The organism is Stenotrophomonas maltophilia group sp. SKK55, from assembly GCF_057179845.1.
Genome location: NZ_JBXUHP010000043.1, coordinates 89,004 through 109,584, shown reverse-complemented (window position 1 = coordinate 109,584; position 20,581 = coordinate 89,004). Strand labels below are relative to the sequence as shown.

Annotated in this window: 18 protein-coding genes; 9 read left to right on the top strand and 9 right to left on the bottom strand. The window is 67.5% G+C overall.

What is annotated here, in order from left to right; all coding sequences use genetic code 11:
- Positions 1–90: 90 nt before the first annotated feature.
- The 4 genes from aroA to AC2A1N_RS14325 all read right to left on the bottom strand — a co-directional run bounded on the left by aroA (position 91) and on the right by AC2A1N_RS14325 (position 4,799).
- Positions 91–1,398, bottom strand: coding sequence for a 3-phosphoshikimate 1-carboxyvinyltransferase (gene aroA, locus AC2A1N_RS14340; RefSeq protein ID WP_061478960.1), 1,308 nt, complete (start codon positions 1,396–1,398; stop codon positions 91–93).
- Positions 1,399–1,474: 76 nt separating this feature from the next.
- Positions 1,475–2,674: a prephenate dehydratase gene (pheA, locus tag AC2A1N_RS14335; RefSeq protein ID WP_061478961.1), complete on the bottom strand. Its 1,200-nt coding sequence runs from the start codon at positions 2,672–2,674 to the stop codon at positions 1,475–1,477.
- A 51-nt stretch (positions 2,675–2,725) separates the two neighbouring features.
- Positions 2,726–3,811: a 3-phosphoserine/phosphohydroxythreonine transaminase gene (gene serC, locus AC2A1N_RS14330; protein ID WP_242891212.1), complete on the bottom strand. Its 1,086-nt coding sequence runs from the start codon at positions 3,809–3,811 to the stop codon at positions 2,726–2,728.
- Between the two features lie 181 nt (positions 3,812–3,992).
- Positions 3,993–4,799 carry an FHA domain-containing protein gene (locus tag AC2A1N_RS14325; protein ID WP_088496097.1) on the bottom strand — a complete coding sequence of 269 codons (807 nt, stop codon included), beginning with the start codon at positions 4,797–4,799 and terminating at the stop codon, positions 3,993–3,995.
- Between the two features lie 125 nt (positions 4,800–4,924).
- Between AC2A1N_RS14325 and AC2A1N_RS14320 the strand changes: the two genes are divergently transcribed.
- From AC2A1N_RS14320 to AC2A1N_RS14310, 3 genes are all read left to right on the top strand, one after another.
- Positions 4,925–5,200, top strand: coding sequence for a polyhydroxyalkanoic acid system family protein (locus tag AC2A1N_RS14320; RefSeq protein WP_005417302.1), 276 nt, complete (start codon positions 4,925–4,927; stop codon positions 5,198–5,200).
- 80 nt (positions 5,201–5,280) lie between these two features.
- Positions 5,281–5,772 carry a phasin family protein gene (locus AC2A1N_RS14315; protein ID WP_005417304.1) on the top strand — a complete coding sequence of 164 codons (492 nt, stop codon included), beginning with the start codon at positions 5,281–5,283 and terminating at the stop codon, positions 5,770–5,772.
- Between the two features lie 236 nt (positions 5,773–6,008).
- Positions 6,009–7,013 (top strand): restriction endonuclease, encoded by a 1,005-nt coding sequence (locus AC2A1N_RS14310; protein WP_242891208.1) that lies wholly within the window; start codon positions 6,009–6,011, stop codon positions 7,011–7,013.
- Between the two features lie 117 nt (positions 7,014–7,130).
- On the opposite strand, the gene hutC is transcribed toward AC2A1N_RS14310, so the two are convergent.
- Both hutC and AC2A1N_RS14300 read right to left on the bottom strand, forming a co-directional pair.
- On the bottom strand, positions 7,131–7,859 hold the full coding sequence (gene hutC, locus AC2A1N_RS14305; protein ID WP_134968801.1) for a histidine utilization transcriptional repressor HutC: 729 nt from the start codon (positions 7,857–7,859) through the stop codon (positions 7,131–7,133).
- 27 nt (positions 7,860–7,886) lie between these two features.
- Positions 7,887–9,257, bottom strand: coding sequence for a formimidoylglutamate deiminase (locus AC2A1N_RS14300; RefSeq protein WP_242891206.1), 1,371 nt, complete (start codon positions 9,255–9,257; stop codon positions 7,887–7,889).
- A gap of 67 nt (positions 9,258–9,324) precedes the next feature.
- Between AC2A1N_RS14300 and hutI the strand changes: the two genes are divergently transcribed.
- The 6 genes from hutI (at position 9,325) to AC2A1N_RS14270 (ending at position 18,501) form a co-directional block, all read left to right on the top strand.
- Positions 9,325–10,548: an imidazolonepropionase gene (hutI, locus tag AC2A1N_RS14295; RefSeq protein ID WP_242891204.1), complete on the top strand. Its 1,224-nt coding sequence runs from the start codon at positions 9,325–9,327 to the stop codon at positions 10,546–10,548.
- Positions 10,545–12,086, top strand: a complete 1,542-nt coding sequence (gene hutH, locus AC2A1N_RS14290; protein ID WP_061480070.1) for a histidine ammonia-lyase — start codon at positions 10,545–10,547, stop codon at positions 12,084–12,086. The genes hutI and hutH overlap by 4 nt, the downstream gene beginning before the upstream one ends.
- Complete coding sequence (gene hutG, locus AC2A1N_RS14285; protein WP_061480069.1) at positions 12,083–12,937, top strand: N-formylglutamate deformylase; 855 nt, start codon at positions 12,083–12,085, stop codon at positions 12,935–12,937. Before hutH ends, hutG begins: the two co-directional genes overlap by 4 nt.
- On the top strand, positions 12,934–14,601 hold the full coding sequence (gene hutU / locus AC2A1N_RS14280) for a urocanate hydratase (protein WP_061480068.1): 1,668 nt from the start codon (positions 12,934–12,936) through the stop codon (positions 14,599–14,601). The genes hutG and hutU overlap by 4 nt, the downstream gene beginning before the upstream one ends.
- A gap of 163 nt (positions 14,602–14,764) precedes the next feature.
- On the top strand, positions 14,765–16,201 hold the full coding sequence (locus tag AC2A1N_RS14275; RefSeq protein WP_484372657.1) for a serine hydrolase: 1,437 nt from the start codon (positions 14,765–14,767) through the stop codon (positions 16,199–16,201).
- Positions 16,202–16,392: 191 nt separating this feature from the next.
- Entirely contained in the window at positions 16,393–18,501 is a 2,109-nt protein-coding gene (locus tag AC2A1N_RS14270) for a TonB-dependent receptor family protein (RefSeq protein ID WP_484372655.1), read from the top strand.
- Positions 18,502–18,547: 46 nt separating this feature from the next.
- Here the strand turns inward: AC2A1N_RS14270 and AC2A1N_RS14265 are convergent, their stop codons facing one another.
- From AC2A1N_RS14265 to AC2A1N_RS14255, 3 genes are all read right to left on the bottom strand, one after another.
- On the bottom strand, positions 18,548–19,066 hold the full coding sequence (locus AC2A1N_RS14265; protein WP_061480074.1) for a hypothetical protein: 519 nt from the start codon (positions 19,064–19,066) through the stop codon (positions 18,548–18,550).
- 195 nt (positions 19,067–19,261) lie between these two features.
- On the bottom strand, positions 19,262–20,041 hold the full coding sequence (locus AC2A1N_RS14260) for a hypothetical protein (protein WP_061480065.1): 780 nt from the start codon (positions 20,039–20,041) through the stop codon (positions 19,262–19,264).
- A 153-nt stretch (positions 20,042–20,194) separates the two neighbouring features.
- On the bottom strand, positions 20,195–20,578 hold the full coding sequence (locus AC2A1N_RS14255; RefSeq protein ID WP_242891200.1) for a nuclear transport factor 2 family protein: 384 nt from the start codon (positions 20,576–20,578) through the stop codon (positions 20,195–20,197).
- Positions 20,579–20,581: the final 3 nt, after the last annotated feature.

Here is a 20,581-nt window from a genome sequence, read left to right as displayed (position 1 = left end):
ATGTTTAGACGGAGGCTTCGGCCTCCGTCCTTTTATGTGGAGAAGCGTGCCAACCGAGGTTGGCACCTACCCGAAAACCTGATCGGCCGATCAGGCCAGGTTGAAGCCGGCGCTGCGCGCCAGGCCGTCGAAGTCCGGGAAGGACGTGGCGACGTTGGCGATGTCGTTGATACGCACTTCGCCGTCGCTGATCTGGCCGGCAATGGCAAACGCCATGGCAATACGGTGGTCACCGTGGCTTTCGATGGTGCCACTCCCCAGCCGAACGCCGCCGTGCAGGGTGGCGCCATCCTCGGTTTCGTCCACCTGCATGCCCAGAGCACGCAGGCCGGTGGCCATCGCCGCAAGGCGGTCGGATTCCTTCACTCGCAGTTCGGCCGCACCGCTCACCACGGTCTGGCCCTCGGCGGCCGCGGCGGCCACGAACAGCGCCGGGAACTCGTCGATCATGTCCGGCACCAGTTCTTCCGGAATGCGTGCGCCCTTCAGCGGGGCGTAGCGCACCACCAGGTCGGCCACCGGTTCACCGCCCTGTTCTGCCGGGTTCTCTTCGGTGATGTCCGCACCCATCAGGCGCAGCGCGTGCAGCAGGCCGGTGCGACGCGGATTCAGGCCGACCTGCTTCAGGCGCAGCTCGGAACCGGGAATGATGCTGGCGGCGACCAGATAGAACGCGGCCGAGGAGAAATCGGCGGGCACCACGATATCCGTGGCGCGCAGGCGCTGGCCACCGCGCAGGCGGGCCTTGCCCGGCGAAAACGCGATGTCCACGCCGAATGCGGACAACATGCGCTCGGTGTAGTCGCGGGTCGGGTGCGGTTCGGTCACGCTGGTTTCGCCCTGCGCATACAGCCCGGCCAGCAGCACCGCCGACTTGACCTGCGCGCTGGCCACCGGCGAGGCGAAATCCATGCCGTGCAGCGTCTGGCCACCATGCACGTGCAGCGGCGGTGTGCCGTCGTCCTGGGTGTCGATCCTTGCGCCCATCTGCGACAGCGGGCCAGTGACGCGGCGCATCGGGCGGCCGGACAGCGATTCATCGCCGATCAGCGTGCAGTCGAACGACTGGCCCGCCAACAGGCCGGCCAGCAGGCGCATGCCGGTACCGGCATTGCCGCAATCCAGCGGTGCATCCGGCGCCTTCAGGCCATCGATGCCGACGCCGTGCACGACGCGCTGCGACGGGCTGGGCGTTTCGATGCGCACCCCCAGCTGGCTGAAGATGCGCGCCGTGGCACGGGTGTCCTCACCTTCCAGGAAGCCCTCGATGTGCGAGGTGCCATCGGCCAGCGCGGCAAACATCACCGAGCGGTGCGAGACCGACTTGTCGCCGGGAATGGTCAGGCTGCCCTGCAGCGGCTGGCCCTTGCGGGCTATCCAGTGTTGCGCGTTGCTCATCGTTCGATCATTCCGTAAACACCGGCAGCGCCGGCGATGCATCAGGGAGCGGCGGCTGTTGCCGCCGCAGCAGCACTCAGGGCACGGCCACCGGATAGGAGCCCAGCACCTTGATCTGCGCCGAGTGCGCTTCCAGTTCGGCCAGCGCAGCCTGCATCGGCGCGTCGTCGATGTGGCCGGCCAGGTCGATGAAGAAACCGTACTCCCACTTGCCGTGGTGTGACGGCCGCGACTCGATGCGGTTCATGCTGATGCCGTGGCGGGCGAACGGGCTGAGCACGTCGAACAGCGCACCGGGCTTGTCATGGATGAACACCAGCACCGAGGTACGGTCGTGGCCGGAGGTCGGGAAAATGTTGCGGCCCACCACCAGGAAACGGGTGGTGTTGTCGGCATCGTTCTGGATCGGTTTGGTGACCACCTTCTTCAGGCCGTACACATGGCCGGCGCTCTCGCCGCCGATGGCCGCCGCGTCGTCGGCGTTGCGCGCACGACGCGCACCTTCGGCATTGCTCGACACCGGAATCTTTTCGGCCTTCGGCAGGTTCGCGCGCAGCCACGCCGAGGTCTGCATGAACGACTGCGGGTGCGCGTAGATGCGCTCGATGTCCTCGATGCGGCCGCTGCGCGACATCAGGTACTGCTGCACGCGCAGTTCCACTTCGCCACAGATCTTCAGGTTGGAGGTCAGGAACATGTCCAGAGTGATCTGGATGGTGCCCTGCCCCGAATTCTCCACCGGCACCACGCCGAAATCGGCGTTGCCCGCTTCCACTTCCTGAAACACCTCCTCGATGCTGGCCATCGGCAGGCCCAGCGCGGAGCGGCCGAAGTGCTTGAGCACCGCCTGCTGGCTGAAGGTGCCTTCCGGGCCGAGGTAGCCGATCTTCAGCGGCTCCTGCTGGGCCAGGCAGGCCGACATGATCTCGCGGTAGACGTGCACCAGCAGTTCATCGCTGAGCGGGCCTTCGTTACGGTCCACCACCATGCGCAGCACCTGCGCTTCGCGCTCGGGGCGGTAGTAGTCGACGGCGGCGGCGAGCTTGCCCTTGGCCTTGCCGACCTGATGGGCGAAGCGCGCGCGCTCGGCGATCAGGCTCTGGATGTCGCGGTCGATCTGGTCGATCTTCGAGCGCACATCGGCCAGCGCCAGCGGCGCCAGGGTGGGTGCCGGGTTCGAGGCGGCCTTGGCCTTGCCCTTCGCCTTGGTGGGCACGCTTTCATTGGCCGGTTCGGCCTTCTTCGGCGCCTTCTTGCTGGATTTGCTGCTTGCCATCGGAATTCCTTGTTGCGGGGCACGCACCCGACGTTGCGCGCCGTTCATTGCTCAGCCGTGACGCTGCTGGAAATCGGCCATGAAGGCGACCAGCGCCTCGGCCCCGGCCAGCGGCATGGCGTTGTAGAGCGAGGCACGGATGCCACCGACGACCTTGTGCCCCTTCAGCGCCAGCAGGCCTGCGGCCTTGGCCTCGGCCACGAAGCGGGCATCGAGATCGGCGTTGGGCAGGAAGAACGGGATGTTCATCCGCGAACGGGCCGCGTGTGCAACCTCATTGCGGTAGAAGCCGCCGGAGCCGTCGATGGCGCCGTACACCAGCGCGGCCTTGGCGGCATTGCGCCTGGCGAACTCGGCCACGCCGCCCTCGGCCAGCATCCACTTGAACACCAGGCCGGCCAGGTACCAGTTCCAGGTCGGCGGGGTGTTGAGCATCGAATCGCGGGCGACATGCGAGCGGTAATCGAAGATGTCCGCGCGTGGCTGGCCACTGCGCTCGAGCAGATCGCGGCGGATGATCATCACCGCGATGCCGACCGGGCCCAGGTTCTTCTGCGCGCCGGCATAGATCACACCGTAGCGGCGCACGTCCAGCGGCTCGCTGGCGATGGACGAGCTGAAGTCGGCCACCAGCGGCACATTGCCGGTATCGGGCACATCACGGAACTCGACGCCGTGGATGGTCTCGTTCGCGGTGATGTGCACATAGGCGGCATCCGGCGAGAGCTGCCAATCGGCGCGCGGCGGCAGCGTGCGATAGCCATCGGCCTCGCTGCTGGCGGCGATGTTGACGTCGACGTAGACACCGGCCTGCTTGACCGCGGTCTTGCCCCAGTGGCCACTGACCACGTAGTCAGCACGCTGGCCGGGGGCGGCGAAGTTGAGCGGGATCAGCGCCTGCTGGGTGGTGGCACCACCGGACAGGAACAGCACCGCATAGTCTTCCGGGATATCGAGCAGGCGACGCAGGTCGGCCTCGGCCTCGGCGGCCACGGACATGAATTCCGCGCCGCGATGGCTCATTTCCACGATCGAAGCGCCGGACCCGTGCCAGTCCAGCATTTCCGCCTGCGCCTGGCGCAGGACCGATTCCGGCAAGGTCGCAGGGCCGGCACTGAAGTTGAACGCGCGCGTCATGTCACACCTGTGGGGCAAGACCCCTAGTATGCCGCAGTGCACCAGCCTTGCGGCCTTGTGCAGCAAGGGAAATTTGGTTTCATTGGAATCCATCGGCAACGCGACCGGGTAGTGCCAGCCGCTGGCCGGCAACCTCACGGATTCAGGGGCGGCGGTTGCCGGCCAGCGGCCGGCACTACCGTCAGCGCGCGCCGAACCAGAGCAGCAGGCTGAGCAGCGCGGCCAGCAGCAGCGCACTGACCAGCAGCCACGGCCAGCGCCGCACCCTGCGCGGCGCAGCCGGCAGCACCGGCGCCTGTTCCACGTCCTCGCCCGACTCGTCCTCGACCGGCAACGACCGCCGACGCGGATCATGCGGCACTTCCAGCACGAAACGGTGCTGGCCATCGAACACCACCTGGTCGCCGGCCTGCAGCCAGCAATGGCGCACGGCCACGCCATTGACGCGGGTGCCGTCGGCACTGCCGAGGTCGCGCAGCAGCACGCGTTCGCCGTGCACTTCCACGCGGGCATGCTGCTCGGCAAAAGCCGGGTCATCGATGGCGATGTCGGCCTCGTTGCCACGCCCGATCAGGCGGGCCCGCGACAGGGTGAAGCTGCGGCCATGATGGAGGCCGCCGACACCGCGCAGCAGCCGCTGCTGCTCGTCGCTGCCATCTTCGGTTTTCGGCGCAGGCGCCTGCAGCAGGCTTTCGACCTCGCCCTGCAGGACCATCTCCACGCCATCCACATACACCGCATCGCCTGCACGCAGCAGGGCCATCCGGCGTACCGGGCGACCGTTGACGTGGACGCCGCGGATGCCGTTGCCGACCTGCAGCCAGAGGCCGCGATCATCCATGCAGAACTGGGCCAGCAGCAGTGCGCCGTGGCCGGGATCTCCGAGCCGCACGCTGCCGTTGGCCTGGCGCACGATGCGCTGCACCCCGGGCCGCAAGGGCTGGTCGGGCTGTTGTTGTTGACTGAAGTGAACAAGCAGGTTCTGCACGCGGCGCAGCCTAGCAGGTTGGTCGCCAACGAAGAAGAACCCACGATGAGTGCTTGGCGCGGCGGCCCTTGATGCGCACAATGCTTGCCCTCTTCGACCTACCCCGCCCTGCGCCAGGAGCCTGCATGTCCACCATCGATGTCCGCCACGCCCACGCCCTGCCCGATGCACAGGCGCGCGCCGCGATCGAACAGGTCGCTGCCAAGCTGTCCGAGCGCTTTGGCCTGAAGTCGTCCTGGACCGCCGACGTACTGAACTTCTCCGGCAGCGGCGTGGACGGTGCGATCGAACTGCAGCCGGGTGCCGTGCGCGTAACCGCCAAGCTGGGCTTCCTGCTGTCGGCGATGAAGGGCATGGTCGAAGGCGAGATCCAGCGTGTGCTGAAGGAAAAGCTGGGCTGAACCCCGGCGGCGGCCGTCACGGCCGTGCAACGCCGGTGCGCGCTACTCTCGGGGCAGGCCCAACTCCCACGGGAAGTGCGATGAACCACTACGAGAACGACGACCGCCGCAACGACGATGCCTCTTTCAGTGACCAGGCCGAGCGCTTCTCGCGCAAGCTGAGCGATTCGGCCCAGCAGGTCTGGCTGGCCGGGTTGGGTGCGCTGGGTCGCGCCCAGGCCGAGGGCAGCCGCTTCTTCGATGGCCTGGTGAAGGAAGGCGAAGCGTGGGAAGCTCGCCGCCGTGAACGCAACGGCGATCAGGGCCCGGGCTGGCGTGACAATGTCGAGACCTCGCTGGACGAGGCCCGCGAGAAGGCCTCCGGCACCTGGAACAAGGTGGAGAAGGCCTTCGATGACCAGGTGCAGGGCGTACTCAAGCGCCTGCATGTACCCACCGCCGACGAAGTGACCGCGCTGGAGGCCCGCATTGATGCCCTGCACGCGCGCCTGGCCAAGCTGGAAAACCGCGCCGCGTCCGGCACCGACGCCCCTGCTCCGGGCAGCCATCAGTCGCCGGACAGCGTGCCCTGAGCGCAATTGTTGCAACGCAATAAAAATTGGTCGACAATCGCGAGCAACCCTCCAATCGCTTCGGCTGCCGTTTGTTCCCTCCCCTCACGGCTTCAGGATTGGCGGGTTTTTCGTGCCCGCTGTGCGCCGATCTGCGCGCTCCATCACGCTTTCTGTCAGGAACATCCTGACCCGGCCAGGCACCGCGACCTTTACACTGTCGTCCTCCGCTTTCGCCCCTTCCGCCCTACTCCTGCATGCTCCCCTGGATCCTGGCCCTGCTGTCGGCCCTGCTTAGCTGTTCCCTGGCCGTTGTCTATCTGTGGTGGGTCAAGCGGCGGCAGAAGGAGATGCAACTCGGCCTTCAGGCCTTGGCGGGCATGCATTGGCGCGAATTCTCGGTTCTGGTCAAGCGCATGCTGCGCGAACAGCGCGGCCTGCGTGAGCTGATCGATCCGGCGGAAGAAGCCCGCGAGCCAAGCAGCGATTTCATGCTCAGCGATGGCCCCAACCACTGGCTGGTGTCGTGCAAGCATGGCCTGGCCTACCGCATCGGCACCGCCGCAGTGAACGAGCTGGGTGCGGCCGCGCGCCTGGCCGGGGCCAAGGGCGGCGTGCTGCTGACCGAAGGCCGCATCGAGCGCGACGGCCGCAGCGCCGCCGAGAAGCAGGCGGTTGAAGTGCTGGACGGCCCGCGCCTGTGGCCGTTGCTGCAGCCTTACCTGCCCGGCGACATCGAAGCGCGCGTGCGCGCCAGCGCCCGCCACGAAGCGCTGCGCCGCATCGCCATCGCCGCACTGGGTTCGGCAACGCTGGGGCTGCTGGTTGGCCTGGGCCTGCAGGGCCTGCGTGTGGAAGAGGCCGCGCCGGTTGCTGCCGCACCGGCGGTGGCGACGCCTTCAACCGCGCCTGCGGCGGAACCTGCTGGCACCGCGGCAGTGCTCCCGGCCGCCCCTGCACCCGCGGCTGCCGTCGCCCCGGCGGCCGACGCGCGCAGCAATCCCAATCCGGATGCGGCCACGCTGGAGCGCTTCCAGGCCGATCTGGCCCGCGCCCTGGCCGGCAAGCCCGGCATCGCCAGCGGTGTCTGGCTGACCCGGCAGACGCTGGCGATCAACCGCACCGGCGAACTGGAAAAGGTCTGGCCGCTGGTCTGCGAGGAAGTGCTGCACTACCCCGCCCTGCGCAACGTGCGCATCCAGCTCAACGCCCGCCCCGGCGTGGATGAGCCGGTACGCTGGCGGCAGTGCGCTACGTATTGATGGGGCAGCATCTTGATGGGGCAGCATCCACGCATGGCGTGGATCTACCAGGGATTCACACGCGTCGGATAATCCCAACCGGGATTCAGTAGATCCACGCCATGCGTGGATACGCCTCTAGCGCGCCCCAGGCGCGAAGCGCGCGACCAGGTCCCACGCGTCGCCGAGGAATACCTGGCGCACGCGGGTGATCGGCTGATCGCCACGCCAGGTCAGGCGCTCGATCACCAGGCAGGCGGTACCCGGTTTCACGTCCAGCAGCCTGGCCGTGGCGGTGTCCGCACCCCAGGCACTGATGCGATGCTGCGCGCGCGTCCAAGACACGTTCTGCAGCAGCCAGCTGCCCGGCGCGGTGGTACTGAAATCGACTTCCAGTACCTCGGGCACGCCCACCGGACTGATCAGGCGATGCTCCAGCGCCAGCGGACGGCCATCGGCCAGGTGCAGGCAGCGCATCGCCAACAGCTTCTCGCTGCCGGCCAGCTCCACTTCACCGGCATTGCCGGTGTCGGCCAGGCGCAGCTCGCGCTGCAGCAGGCGGTACGCGTACTGATGGCCGCGCGAACCGACCTCCATCGCGATATCGGGAATCTCCAGCGCCACCTGCTCCAGGTGCGGCGGCTGCCGCGCCACGAATGAACCGGCGCGACGGCGGCGCTCGATCATGCCGCTCTCGGCCAATGCGGTCAGCACCTTGTTCACCGTCATCCGCGAGCAGCCGTACTGCTCCATCAACTCGTGCTCGTACGGAATACGGAAGCCCGGCGCCCACTCTCCGCTGAGGATGCGGCTTTCCAGATCGCTGCGGATACGCTGGTTGAGCGTGGCGGACTTGCTGGCCTTCACGTAATGAGGTCCCGGTGGCGGAGGCGATCAGCCCAGCACGCCGCGCAGGGCGGCGGCGAAGGCGGTGGTGATCGCCTCGCGCTGCAGGTGGCGGCCCTCGGCCACGCACTGGCGGCCATGGCGCCAGACCGATCGCAGCGCGCCATTACGTGCGGCGAACACCCAACTGTCAAGCCATGCGTCATCCTGTCGCGCCTGCAGCGCCGGGTGCGCGGCGTCCAGTTCGACCAGGTCGGCACTGGCACCGACCTGCAGGCCAGCGGCCACGCCCAGCGCCTGCGCTCCACCGCGCAGTGCGCCTTCGAACAGGAAACGACCGGTGCTGCGGCTGGCATCCGGGGCCAGTACATTGCGCCCGCGCAAAGTCAGCCGCTGGCCGTATTCGAGCAGGCGCAGTTCTTCGGCGGCATCGATCAGCACATTGGAATCGGAGCCGACACCGAAGCGACCGCCCTCGCGCGCGAACGCCTGCATCGGGAACAGGCCGTCGCCCAGGTTGGCCTCGGTGATCGGGCACAGGCCGGCCACCGCCTGGCTGGCCACGATGGCCGCGCGCTCGTCGTCGGTGATGTGGGTGGCATGCACCAGGCACCAGCGCGCATCCACCGGTGCATGGTCGTACAACCACTGCACCGGGCGCTGGCCGCTCCAGGCCAGGCAGGCCTCGACTTCGCGCACCTGCTCGGCGATATGGATGTGCACCGGGCCGTCGGTCAGCGGCAGCAAGGCACTCAGTTCTTCGCCGGTGACCGCGCGCAGGCTGTGCGGGGCAATGCCGAGCACCGCGTCAGGCAGCGTGGCCAATGCCGGCTTTGCGGCGTCCAGCAGCTGCGCGAAGCCGTCAATGTCGTGGATCAGGCGTCGCTGCGCAGGGTTCGGCGGCGCGCCGCCGAAATCGGCGTGGGCATAGAACACCGGCAGCAGGGTCAGGCCGATACCGGTCTGGTCGGCGGCGGCGGCAATCCGTGCACTCATCTCGGCTCGATTGGCATAGGCGCGGCCTTCGGCATCGTGGTGCAGGTAATGGAACTCGCCGACGCGGTTGAAGCCGCTTTCCAGCATTTCCATGTAGGCCTGGGCGGCGATGGCCTGCACCGCGTCCGGACGCAGATGGGCCAGGAAGCGGTACATCAGCTCGCGCCAGCTCCAGAAGCTGTCACCGTCGCCGCCGCCGATCTCGGTCAGGCCAGCCATGCCGCGCTGGAAGGCATGGCTGTGCAGGTTGGGCAGGCCCGGCACCAGGATGCCGGCGCGGGTGTCGCCGTGCTGGGTGCCCTGCCCCGTACTGATCGCCGCAATACGACCGTCCTGCACCTGCAGGCGGACATCGCGGGCCCAACCCTCGGCCAGCAGGGCGTGGGCGGCATGGAAACTGTGCGGGGAACGCGAATCGGACATGGCTGGACAACCCGAAATGGACGCCTATATTGTATAGACATATAAGCACAGCCGCGTTGTGGATGCCATGCACGTCGATACCCTCTGGTCCAACGTCCACCTGATTACCCTCGATGGCGAGGGACTGGGTGTCATCCGCGATGGCGTACTGGCCTGCGCCGACGGCCGCATCATCCACGTCGGCCCGGCCGGCAGCGACGCCCACCTGCAGCCGACCACCCGCATTGACGGCGAGGGCCGCTGGATCTCGCCGGGCCTGATCGACTGCCACACCCACCTGGTCTACGCCGGTAACCGCGCCAACGAATTCGAGCAGCGCCTGCAGGGCGTCAGCTATGCCGACATCGCCCGTGCCGGCGGCGGCATCGTCTCCACCGTGCGCGCCACCCGCGCCGCCACACCGGAACAGCTGGCCCGCGAAAGCCGGCCGCGCCTGCTGGCAATGCGCGCCGAGGGCGTGACCACCCTTGAGATCAAGTCCGGCTACGGCCTGACCCTGGCCGACGAACGCAAGCAACTGCAGGTTGCGCGTGCGCTGGGTGAGGAATGCCGGGTCAACGTGGTGACCACCTTCCTCGGTGCACACGCGATTCCGCCGGGCCGCCAAGCACAGGAGTACACCGATGAGGTGTGCGAGGTGATGATTCCGGCCATCGCCACCGAAGGCCTGGCCGAAGCGGTGGATGTGTTCTGCGAGAACATCGCCTTCTCGCCGGCGCAGGCGCGGCAGGTCTTCGAAGCGGCACGCGCCAACGGGCTGGCGGTGAAGATCCACGCCGAGCAGCTGAGCAACCAGCATGGCGCCGAACTGGCGGCCAGCTTCGGTGCACTGTCGGCCGACCATATTGAACATCTGGATGACGCCGGCATCGCCGCGATGGCCGCTGCCGGTACCGTCGCCGTGCTGCTGCCCGGTGCTTTCTATTTCACCCGCGATACCACCCTGCCGCCGATCGCCGCGCTGCGTGCGGCCGGCGTGCCGCTGGCGCTGGCCACCGACAGCAACCCGGGCACCTCGCCGCTGACCAGCCCACTGCTGGCGATGAACATGGGCGCCACCCTGTTCCGCCTGACCGTGGATGAGTGCATCGCCGGCTTCACCCGTGAAGCGGCGCGCGCACTGGGCCACGGCGAGCGCATCGGTCGCCTGGCCGTGGGCATGGACTGCGACCTGGCGATCTGGGACATCGATGCGCCCGCCGACCTAGTCTATCGCATTGGATTCAACCCGCTGCACGCGCGCGTGGTGCGCGGGCAGCCCGACCTGCCTGCCTCCTGGAGCAACACATGAGCAACACCCTGGTTCTTCGCCCCGGCCATGTCACTCTCGCCCAGTGGCGGCAGGTCTATCGCGGTGCGCCGCTTGCACTGGACCCGGCCGCGCTGCCGGTGGTGCGCGCCAGCGCTGCGGCGGTGGCCGCCATCGTCGCCAAGGGCGCGCCGGTGTATGGCATCAACACCGGCTTCGGCAAGCTGGCCAGCGTGCGCATCGAGCGCGAAGACCTGGCCACCCTGCAGCGGAATATCGTGCTCTCGCATGCCGCCGGCGTGGGCGAGCCGATGCCGGCCAGCGTGGTGCGCCTGATGATGGCGCTGAAGCTGGTCAGCCTGGCGCAGGGTGCTTCGGGCATCCGCGAGGAAACCCTGCTGCTGCTCGAAGCGATGCTGGTCAAGGGCGTGCTGCCGGTGGTGCCCGCACAGGGCTCGGTGGGTGCCTCGGGTGACCTGGCGCCGCTCTCGCACCTGGCCAGCGTGATGCTGGGCGTCGGCGAAGCCTTCATGGGTGACGAGCGCCTGCCGGCGGTCGATGCACTGGCACGTGCCGGCCTGCAGCCGATCGAACTGGGAGCGAAGGAAGGCCTGGCGCTGCTCAATGGCACCCAGTTCTCCACCGCGTATGCGTTGGCCGGTCTGTTCGAGATCGAGACCGTGTTCCAGGCGGCGCTGATCACCGGCGCGCTGTCGGTGGAAGCAGCCAAGGGCTCCGACACGCCGTTCGACCCGCGCATCCACGCCATCCGCGGCCAGCGCGGGCAGATCGCCACCGCGGCCACCCTGCGCACGCTGATGCAGGGCTCGGACATCCGCGAGTCGCATCGCGACAACGACGTGCGCGTGCAGGATCCGTACTGCCTGCGCTGCCAGCCGCAGGTGATGGGCGCAGCGCTGGACATCCTGCGCCAGGCCGCGACCACGCTGGAAATCGAAGCCAACGGCGTGTCCGACAATCCGCTGGTGTTCACCGATACCGGCGAAGCACTGTCCGGTGGCAACTTCCACGCCGAGCCGGTGGCCTTCGCGGCCGACATGCTGGCGATGGCGGTGTGCGAGATCGGCTCGATCAGCGAGCGCCGCCTGGCGATGCTGGTCGACCCTGCGCTGTCCGGCCTGCCTGCATTCCTGACCCCGCGCCCCGGCCTGAATTCCGGCTTCATGATTCCGCAGGTGACCGCCGCCGCGCTGGTCTCGGAGAACAAGCAGCGCGCCTACCCCGCCAGCGTTGATTCGATCCCGACCTCGGCCAACCAGGAAGACCATGTGTCGATGGCCGCGCATGGCGCGCGCCGCCTGATGCAGATGGCCGAGAACGCCGCCAACGTGATCGGCATCGAGCTGCTGGCCGCTGCGCAGGGCTGCGACTTCCACGCCCCGCTGCGCTCCAGCGCCGCGCTGGAAACCGTGCGCGCCACCCTGCGTGCGCAGGTGCCGACGCTGGAAGAAGACCGCTACTTCCATCCGGACATGGTGACCGCCACGAATCTGGTGCGCAGTGGCGCGCTGGCGCAGGGCCTGACCGACCTGCTGCCAACCGTGGAGCCGCAGGCATGAATACCCATCCCGAATGGCTGACCGTGCACGAGGGCGACGCCCCCCTCATCGTCAGCTTCCCGCATACCGGCAGCGAGCTGCCGCACGACCTGATCGGCGACTACCACTCGCCGTGGCTGGCCCGTCGCGATGCCGACTGGTGGGTGCACGAGCTGTACGACTTTGTGCGCGGCATGGGCGCGACCACGGTGCGCTCGGCGATCTCGCGTTCGGTGATCGACCTCAACCGTGACCCCAGCGGGGTCTCGCTGTACCCTGGCCAGAACACGACCGGCCTGTGCCCGCTGACCACCTTCGACAACCAGCCGCTGTACCACGCCGGACGCGAACCGGATGACGCCGAGATCGCGCGGCGTCGCGACACGTATTTCCTGCCCTACCACGATGCGCTGACCGCGCAGATCACCCGCCTGCGCGCGCAGCACGGTACGGTGGTAGTGTACGACGCGCATTCGATCCGCTCGCATATTCCGCACCTGTTCGACGGCGAGCTGCCGCAGTTCAACCTCGGTACCGCCGGGCCGTCCGGCGCACCCGACACGTCCTGCGACAACGCCTTGAGCGATGTGGTGGAAAACCTGCTGAAGATCAGTGGCATGAGCCAGGTGCGCAACGGCCGCTTCAAGGGCGGCTGGATCACCCGCCACTACAGCAACATCGCCGGCGGCGTGCACAGCCTGCAGATGGAGCTGGCCTGCCGTGGCTACATGCACGAACCCCTGCCGGACCAGGTGGACGAACACAGCTGGCCCACCCCGCTCGACCCCGACCACGCCGCACCGCTGCGCCACACCCTGGCGCAGGTGCTCAATGCCTGCCTTGAATTCGCTACGAACCGGAGCGCCGCATGACCCGCAACGACCCGTCCCGCACCATCGCCGCGCCGACCGGCACCACGCTCAACGCCAAGAGCTGGCTGACCGAAGCGCCGTTGCGCATGCTGATGAACAACCTGCACCCGGACGTGGCCGAGCGGCCGCAGGAGCTGGTGGTGTACGGCGGCATCGGCCGCGCCGCGCGTGACTGGGAGAGCTTCGATGCCATCGTCGAAACGCTCAAGCGCCTGGACGACGACCAGACCCTGCTGGTGCAGTCGGGCAAGCCGGTGGGTGTGTTCCGCACCCATGCCGATGCACCGCGCGTGCTGATCGCCAATTCCAACCTGGTACCGCGCTGGGCCAACTGGGACCACTTCAACGAGCTGGATAGGAAGGGCCTGGCCATGTATGGCCAGATGACCGCCGGCAGCTGGATCTACATCGGCGCGCAGGGCATCGTGCAGGGCACCTACGAAACCTTCGTGGAAATGGGCCGCCAGCATTTCGGTGGTGACCTGACCGGCAAGTGGCTGTTCACCGGTGGCCTCGGCGGCATGGGCGGCGCACAGCCGCTGGCCGCGGTGATGGCCGGCGCCTCCTGCCTGGCCGTCGAGTGCCGCAAGAGCAGCATCGACATGCGCCTGCGCACCGGCTACCTGGATACCTGGACCGACAACCTGGACGAAGCGCTGCGCCTGATCGACGAGTCGTGCAAGGCCGGTACGCCGAAGTCGGTGGGCCTGCTCGGCAACGTCGCCGATGTACTGGCCGAACTGCTCAAGCGCGGCGTGAAGCCGGACCTGCTGACCGACCAGACCTCCGCGCACGACCCGGTGAACGGCTACCTGCCGCAGGGCTGGACCGTCGAGCAGTGGGACGAAAAGCGCGTGTCCGCGCCGAAGGAAGTGGAGAAGGCAGCGCGCGCGTCGATGGCCAACCATATCCGCGCCATGCTCGGCTTCCACGCACTCGGCGTACCGACCGTGGACTACGGAAACAACCTGCGGCAGATGGCGCTGGAAGAAGGCGTGGCCAATGCGTTCGACTTCCCCGGTTTCGTGCCGGCCTACATCCGCCCGTTGTTCTGCCGCGGCATCGGCCCGTTCCGCTGGGCGGCACTGAGCGGCGACCCGGAAGACATCGCCAAGACCGATGCCAAGGTGAAGGAACTGATTCCGGACAACCCGCACCTGCACCGCTGGCTGGACATGGCCGCCGAGAAGATCAAGTTCCAGGGCCTGCCTGCACGCATCTGCTGGGTCGGTCTGGGCGACCGCGATCGATTGGGCCTGGCCTTCAACGAAATGGTCGCCAACGGCGAACTGAAGGCGCCCGTGGTGATCGGCCGTGACCATCTGGACAGCGGCAGCGTCGCTTCGCCGAACCGCGAAACTGAAGCGATGGCCGACGGCTCCGATGCGGTATCCGACTGGCCGCTGCTGAACGCCCTGCTCAACACCGCCAGCGGCGCGACCTGGGTGTCGCTGCACCACGGCGGTGGCGTCGGCATGGGCTTCTCGCAGCACGCCGGCATGGTGATCGTCTGCGACGGCACCGAGGCCGCGGCCAAGCGGATTGGTCGCGTGCTGTGGAACGACCCGGCCACCGGCGTGATGCGCCATGCCGATGCGGGGTATGACATCGCGATCGACTGCGCGAAGGAAAAGGGACTGGATCTGCCGGGGATCCTGGGCTGATCGCAGGGTGCCGGCCAGCGGCCGGCACTACCCGAAAGCACCTGTAGAGCCGAGCCATGCTCGGCTCATTTTTCCGGGTGCATGATGCCTGGCCCGAAGGCAGCCGAGCATGGGCTCGGCTCTACATGCCAAGATGCGCCATCACCGCTGATGGATCACCGCGATGTACCGCACGCTCGCTGCCGCATTGCTCTGCACGCTATGGGTGATTCCGCCTGCTTCGGCGCGTGACGTACCCACCGCTCTCTCTACCCGGCTCGACGCCCAACTGCAGGCCAACCGCGAACGCTACGGCATCGCCGGCCAAGCCGTGCTGGTCGCTCACAACAGTCAGGTGCTGTACCAGGGCGCCAGCGGTGAACGTGATCCCGCTACCCATGCGCCCGCCACCGTCGAGACCATCTTCGCCGCGCAGTCGATGGCCAAGCTGCTGACCAGCACGCTGGTGATGCAACTGGTCGATCAGGGCAAGGTGGATCTTGATGCGCCGGCCAGCCGCTATGTGCCGGACCTGCCGACCGCATGGCAGGCGATCCACGTACGCGACTTTCTCAACCACAGCTCGGGCATCGGCGAATACTACGATCGTGTCGACAACCGTTGGGTTAGCAAGGGCTACCCTGGTGTAGCCCCTGACCTTGGCACTGCGCTGAAGGTGGCCGGCGCTGCACCGATGCAGTTCGCCACCGGCAGCCGCGTGCAGTACACCCAGGCCAACTACCTGGTGCTGACCGCGTTGCTGGAAGCGCATTACCGCAAGCCCTACCCGGCCATCGCGCGCGAAAGCATCCTGCAGCCATTGAAGATGGCCAGCACCTCGTGGGGCGTTGCCAGCGTGCCAGCCAAGCGCGCGGCGGTGCCTTACATCGGCAAGGACGGCCAGCTGCAGCCGGCCAATGAAGATCCCTGGCCGGACTACGGCTGGGGCCATGCCGATCTGCAGACCACCGTGGGTGACATGAACCGTTTCCTGCAGGCGCTGGCGACCGGCAAGCTGCTGCACACGGCAACCCTGGAAAAACTCTGGCAGCCGCAGAAACTGAGCGGTGGCGGCAGCAATTTCTTCTCCACCGGCTGGGACACCACCCGCAGCGACGGCTACACCCAGGTCGGCCATGATGGCGGCACCCGTGTACGTGCGCGGCTGGCGTACAAGGGCACGCTGGCCGACGGCTACTGGGTGTTCGTGTACCTGACCAACGGCAGCGCCCGCAATGTCTGGTCCAGCACGCTGGTGGAGAGCACGATGGCGGTCGCGGCGCCGCAGGCGTTTCCGCACGCGGTGCTGTCCGAGCGGCTGGTCGCGTATGCGCTCGATGATGATGCAGGCACTGCCGAGGCGATACGCAGTTGGTTGCGCGATAACAACCGGGTGACGGGCAGCGAGCTGGAACGAGCGATCAACGCCAGCGGCTATGCCATCCGCGAGAGTCTGGGTGCCAGCAAAGCACTGAAAGTGTTCACGCTCAACACCGAGCTGTATCCGGATTCAGCCAATGTGTGGGACAGCCTGGCCGAGTGTCATGCGGCATTGGGCGAAAGGGAAGCGGCTGATCGGCTGTATGCAAAGGCCAAAGCGCTGGCCAAGCCCTCGCCGTAACCTGCTGTAGAGCCTAGCCCATGCTCGGCTGCTCTTCGTTTCGAGCGAAGGAAACCCGCGCTGCGCGCGATAGCCGAGCATGGGCTCGGCTCTACATGGATGTTGCGGGCGGCCATACGCCGCCGGTGGGTGACGTGGCGCCACCGACCTGTTAACTTGCGCGCCACTTTACTGGTTTACAGCATTTCCGCATGTCGCTCTCGTCGTACCGCCCCATCCCCTCGCTGCTGTCTCTGGCCGTTTCCCTTGGCCTCGCCTCCACTGCCGCTGCAGTCCCGCAGGCCACCACGTTGGATGCCGTACAGGTCACTGCAGCCGATGCCAGCGCGCAGGCGCGCGAGGCGTTGAAGCGGGTGCCCGGCGCCAGCAACGTCATCGACGTGGCCAAGGCCCACAGCCGGCTGTCCAGCAATGCCGATGTGCTGGCCTACCAGCCGGGCATCAGCGCGCAGTCGCCGGGCAACGAGGGCACCAAGATCTCGATCCGTGGGTCGGGCATCAACCGGGGGCCGGGCGCGCATGCCTCGGGCATTGCGGTGTCGATCGACGGCCTGCCGCTGACCGGCCCAGGTGGCACGCCCTACGAGCTGCTGGAACCGCTGTGGCTGTCGCGCGTGGAAGTCCTGCGCGGCGCCAACGGTTTCGAGCGCGGCGCGTTGGCGCTGGGCGGTGCCATCGACTACGTCAGCCGCAGCGGCCGTGATTCGGCGGGCGTGCAGCTGCACTACGAAGCCGGCAGCCGTGGCTACCAGAAACGCGGCATCAGCTGGGGCGGTGTCAACGGAGATCTCGATTACTTCCTGGCCTACACCGATACCGAGTTCGATGGTTATCAGCGCCATGCGCGCGGCGACGGCAAGGGTGCGATGGCCAACATCGGCTGGCAGATCACCCCCGATCTGCAGACGCGCTTTTTCGTGCGCTACCGCGAAACCAATCACGAAACACCCGGTCGCCTGACCCGCGATCAGATCCGCAACGATCCACGTGCCGCGAACGCGGCCAACCTGGCCATCGATGCGCGTCGCCCGCAGCCGGGCAGCACCTGGGTGGGCAATGTCACCACGCTGCAGATCGATGAGGACTCGTCGCTGCAGGCCGGGCTGGTCTACCACTCCTACCCGATGGACTTGAACGAGAGCCTGTACCGCCAGCAGCTGGACTACGCCAACCTCAACGCCACGCTGGACTACCGCCGCCGCCACCGGCTGTTCGGGCTGGACAGCGAGACCACGGTCGGCCTGCGCGTCACCCATGACCTGGATGCCGATGTGCGCGAGTCGCTGCGCTTTGCCAGCAACGGCTACGCTGCCGGCACGCGCACGCGTGACTTCCGCCACCACGGCACCGACAGCACGCTGCACGTCAGCAACACCCTCGCCTTCAATGACCGCCTGCGCATGCAGGCTGGGCTGGCACTGATCAACACCCGCCGCGATGTGCAGGTGACCTGGCCGAGCAGCGGCGGCCGCCTACGCGAGCAGGACTGGGACTATGCGCCGCGACTGGGCTTCACCTGGCAGCACAGCGCGCAGACCCAGTGGTTCGGCAACCTCAGCCGTTCGGTGGAGGCACCGCACCCATGGTCGATGATCTGGGGCTCGAACCAGTACTTCGGGCCGGGCAATGGCCCGTCTACCGGCCGCCAGCGCGCGCCGGTGCCGATGCAGAACCAGACCGCCACCACGCTGGAACTGGGCGCGCGCGGTGACGCGGCGCTGGTCCGCTGGGAACTGACCGGCTACTACGCCCACGTGAACCACGAACTGCTGAGCGTCGAACTGCAACCGGTGCCGAACCTGTTCATCGCCGAGAACAATGCCAGCCCCACCGTGCACCGCGGTATCGAGGCCGGATTGGACAGCACGCTGTGGCAGGCTGCACCGGGCCGCCTGTCGCTGCGCCAGGCGTATACCTTCAGCGATTTCCGCTACCGCCACGATGCACGTTTCGGCAGCAGCCGCCTGCCCGGCCTGCCGCGCCACGCCTACCAGGCCGAGCTGCGCTTCGATCATGCATCCGGCCTGTACGCGGCGCTCAATACCGAATACGCCTCGCGTATCGCCGTGGACTACGCCAACAGCTACTGGGCTGACAGCCATGTGATCTTCGGCAGCCGCATCGGCTACGACGCACCCGGTGGCCGCTGGCAGGCCTGGGCGGAGATGCGCAACCTCGGCAACCGCCGCTACGCCGCCACCGTCACGCCGGGCTATGACGACGCCGGCAAGGATGTCGCGCGTTCGACGCCGGGCGAAGGCCGCGGCGTCTACGCGGGCGTGCGCTGGCGCTTTGAGTGATTGCTGCAGGCGGCGCCGGGTCTGACCCGGCACCGTCGTTCCAGGGTCAGCCGATACGCCAGGGCGGCAGGCGCTCGCTGCGCTTCCAGATGGAAGGCGCGAAGCCGACCAGCACCAGTGCCGCCAGCCACTTCGGCGACGTACTCAGCAGCGTCGAACCGAGCGAGCCGCCGCCGGGTGCGAGCGGCTCCTGCCACGGGTTGTAGCCCAGGTAGACGACGCTGCCAGCCCACCACAACAACGCCAGGCCGATGCCCACCAACAGCAGGGCCAGGGTACGGCAGGTCCAGCGCTGCGAGGTGGTTCCCCACTCGCGGGACACCGCTACCAGCAGACCCACCACCAACAGCGACACCAGTGCCACCAGGCCGATATCGATCTTCGGTCCAATGCGCTCATAGGCGCAGGCACGGCATTGCGTCTCTTCCGCGGCAGTGCCGGCTTCAGCGCCATCGCCCTGCCCGGCTGCCGGCTGCGCCAGTGCTGCAAACGGCAACAACACCGCCAGCAGCGTCACCATGATCCAACGAAACAACGTCCTGTTCCTGCGTGCAGCGACATCCATGCGCTCTTCCTCGTCAGTGGTTGTGTGTCTCAGTGGGCGTTCGGCCATCCAGCGCCCCGGTTCCCGATGCAGTACGACAAGCTCCGGATAGGTGAAACCGCCAGGACACGAATCCTCGGCGACCGCGATCATAGCCCACTGTTCATTGCGGCTGAAAACCGGTCGGGACCGGGCCATATGAAGGAAGCAACCGCATTACAGCCCCTGGATGACCTGCAGCAGATGGCTCGCACCTGGCTCGAGTTCCTGAGCAAGCCAGCCCAGTACCGCGAAGAACAGCAACAGGCCGATCAGCGGCCAGGCCGTGTGCGACACGCATACCCGCCACCATCCCTGCTCGTGCATGCCCTGCATGCGCCGGTACAGGCCGCCGGCGATGGCCGCGTCCACCAGCAGTTCGGCCATCAGCACCGGCGCCGACCACACCACCCACACGCTGGCCAGCAGGACGGTCGCCACCAGCGCGACGATGCCGAGGATGGCCAGCAACGGCAAGCCCGCTTCGTCTTCAGCGAGCCCGGCCAACGGCAGCTCTCCGGCGTCGCCACTGCTCACCGATGCCGGCTCGTTCCACGAGGCCGACGCACCGCCACCGCCGGAACGGCCGCCGGCGCCGCTCCACGGTGATTCCACGGCACTGCCGCGAGGGGATGGGCTGCCACCGCCCACATCCGGCGACAGGCCATCCAGTACGTTGTCCCAACGCCAGCGGATCCAGATCCACATCAGCAGCAGGAACACGCCGTAGGCCAGCACGACGGCCATCGGGTAGCGAAACCACATCGCGTCGATACCGGCCAGGCGCAGCAGGTGCGAGGCAAGGAAACCGGCCGCACCGGTCAGGGCGACGATCAGTGCCATCTGCAGGCGTGGCCAACCGCGCTGCTGCAAGTGCCTGCGCGCACGCACGACTTCGCTGCCGCGGTTCATCGGCAATGTCAGTGGGCTGCGTGAAAAATGGCGCGAGCGCTTCATGCCGCCGCCAGGGGGCGGGAGGCATCGCGGCCAGGGACCTCGGGAACCTGATGCTGCATGCGGACATCCTTGCCGGGCACGCGTAGGCGGGGTTGGGCGGATTCTACCGCGGGCAGCTCCGCTGTCCAGACGGCGGTTCCAAGCGGCCGATCCTCAGCTGCGATCAATGATCCGTTCGATGCGGCCACCCGCGAACACGAACTCGCTCTGGCCCTGCAGTTCCAGCTCAGTGCCCGCACGCGGTCCATCGGGAACATCCTGCGCGAACACGCCGCGCCAGCCAATCGTCGCCGTCGCCCGATCACCATCGAGCACCAGCGCCAGCAAGCGCTGCTCGCGCTCGAGGAACAGGCGCGCAGATTGGCGTGCCAGTTCGCCAAAGGCATCGACGCCTTCGGTGACCATCGTCAACTGGCCGCCACTGTGATTCTCGAAGCGTACGTTGTGCGCCAGCACGGCCAGCATGGCGTCGATATCGAAGCGGTTGTAGGCCTGCAGGTAGTGCTCGATCAACTGACGATGGTGCAATTCGTCCATGGC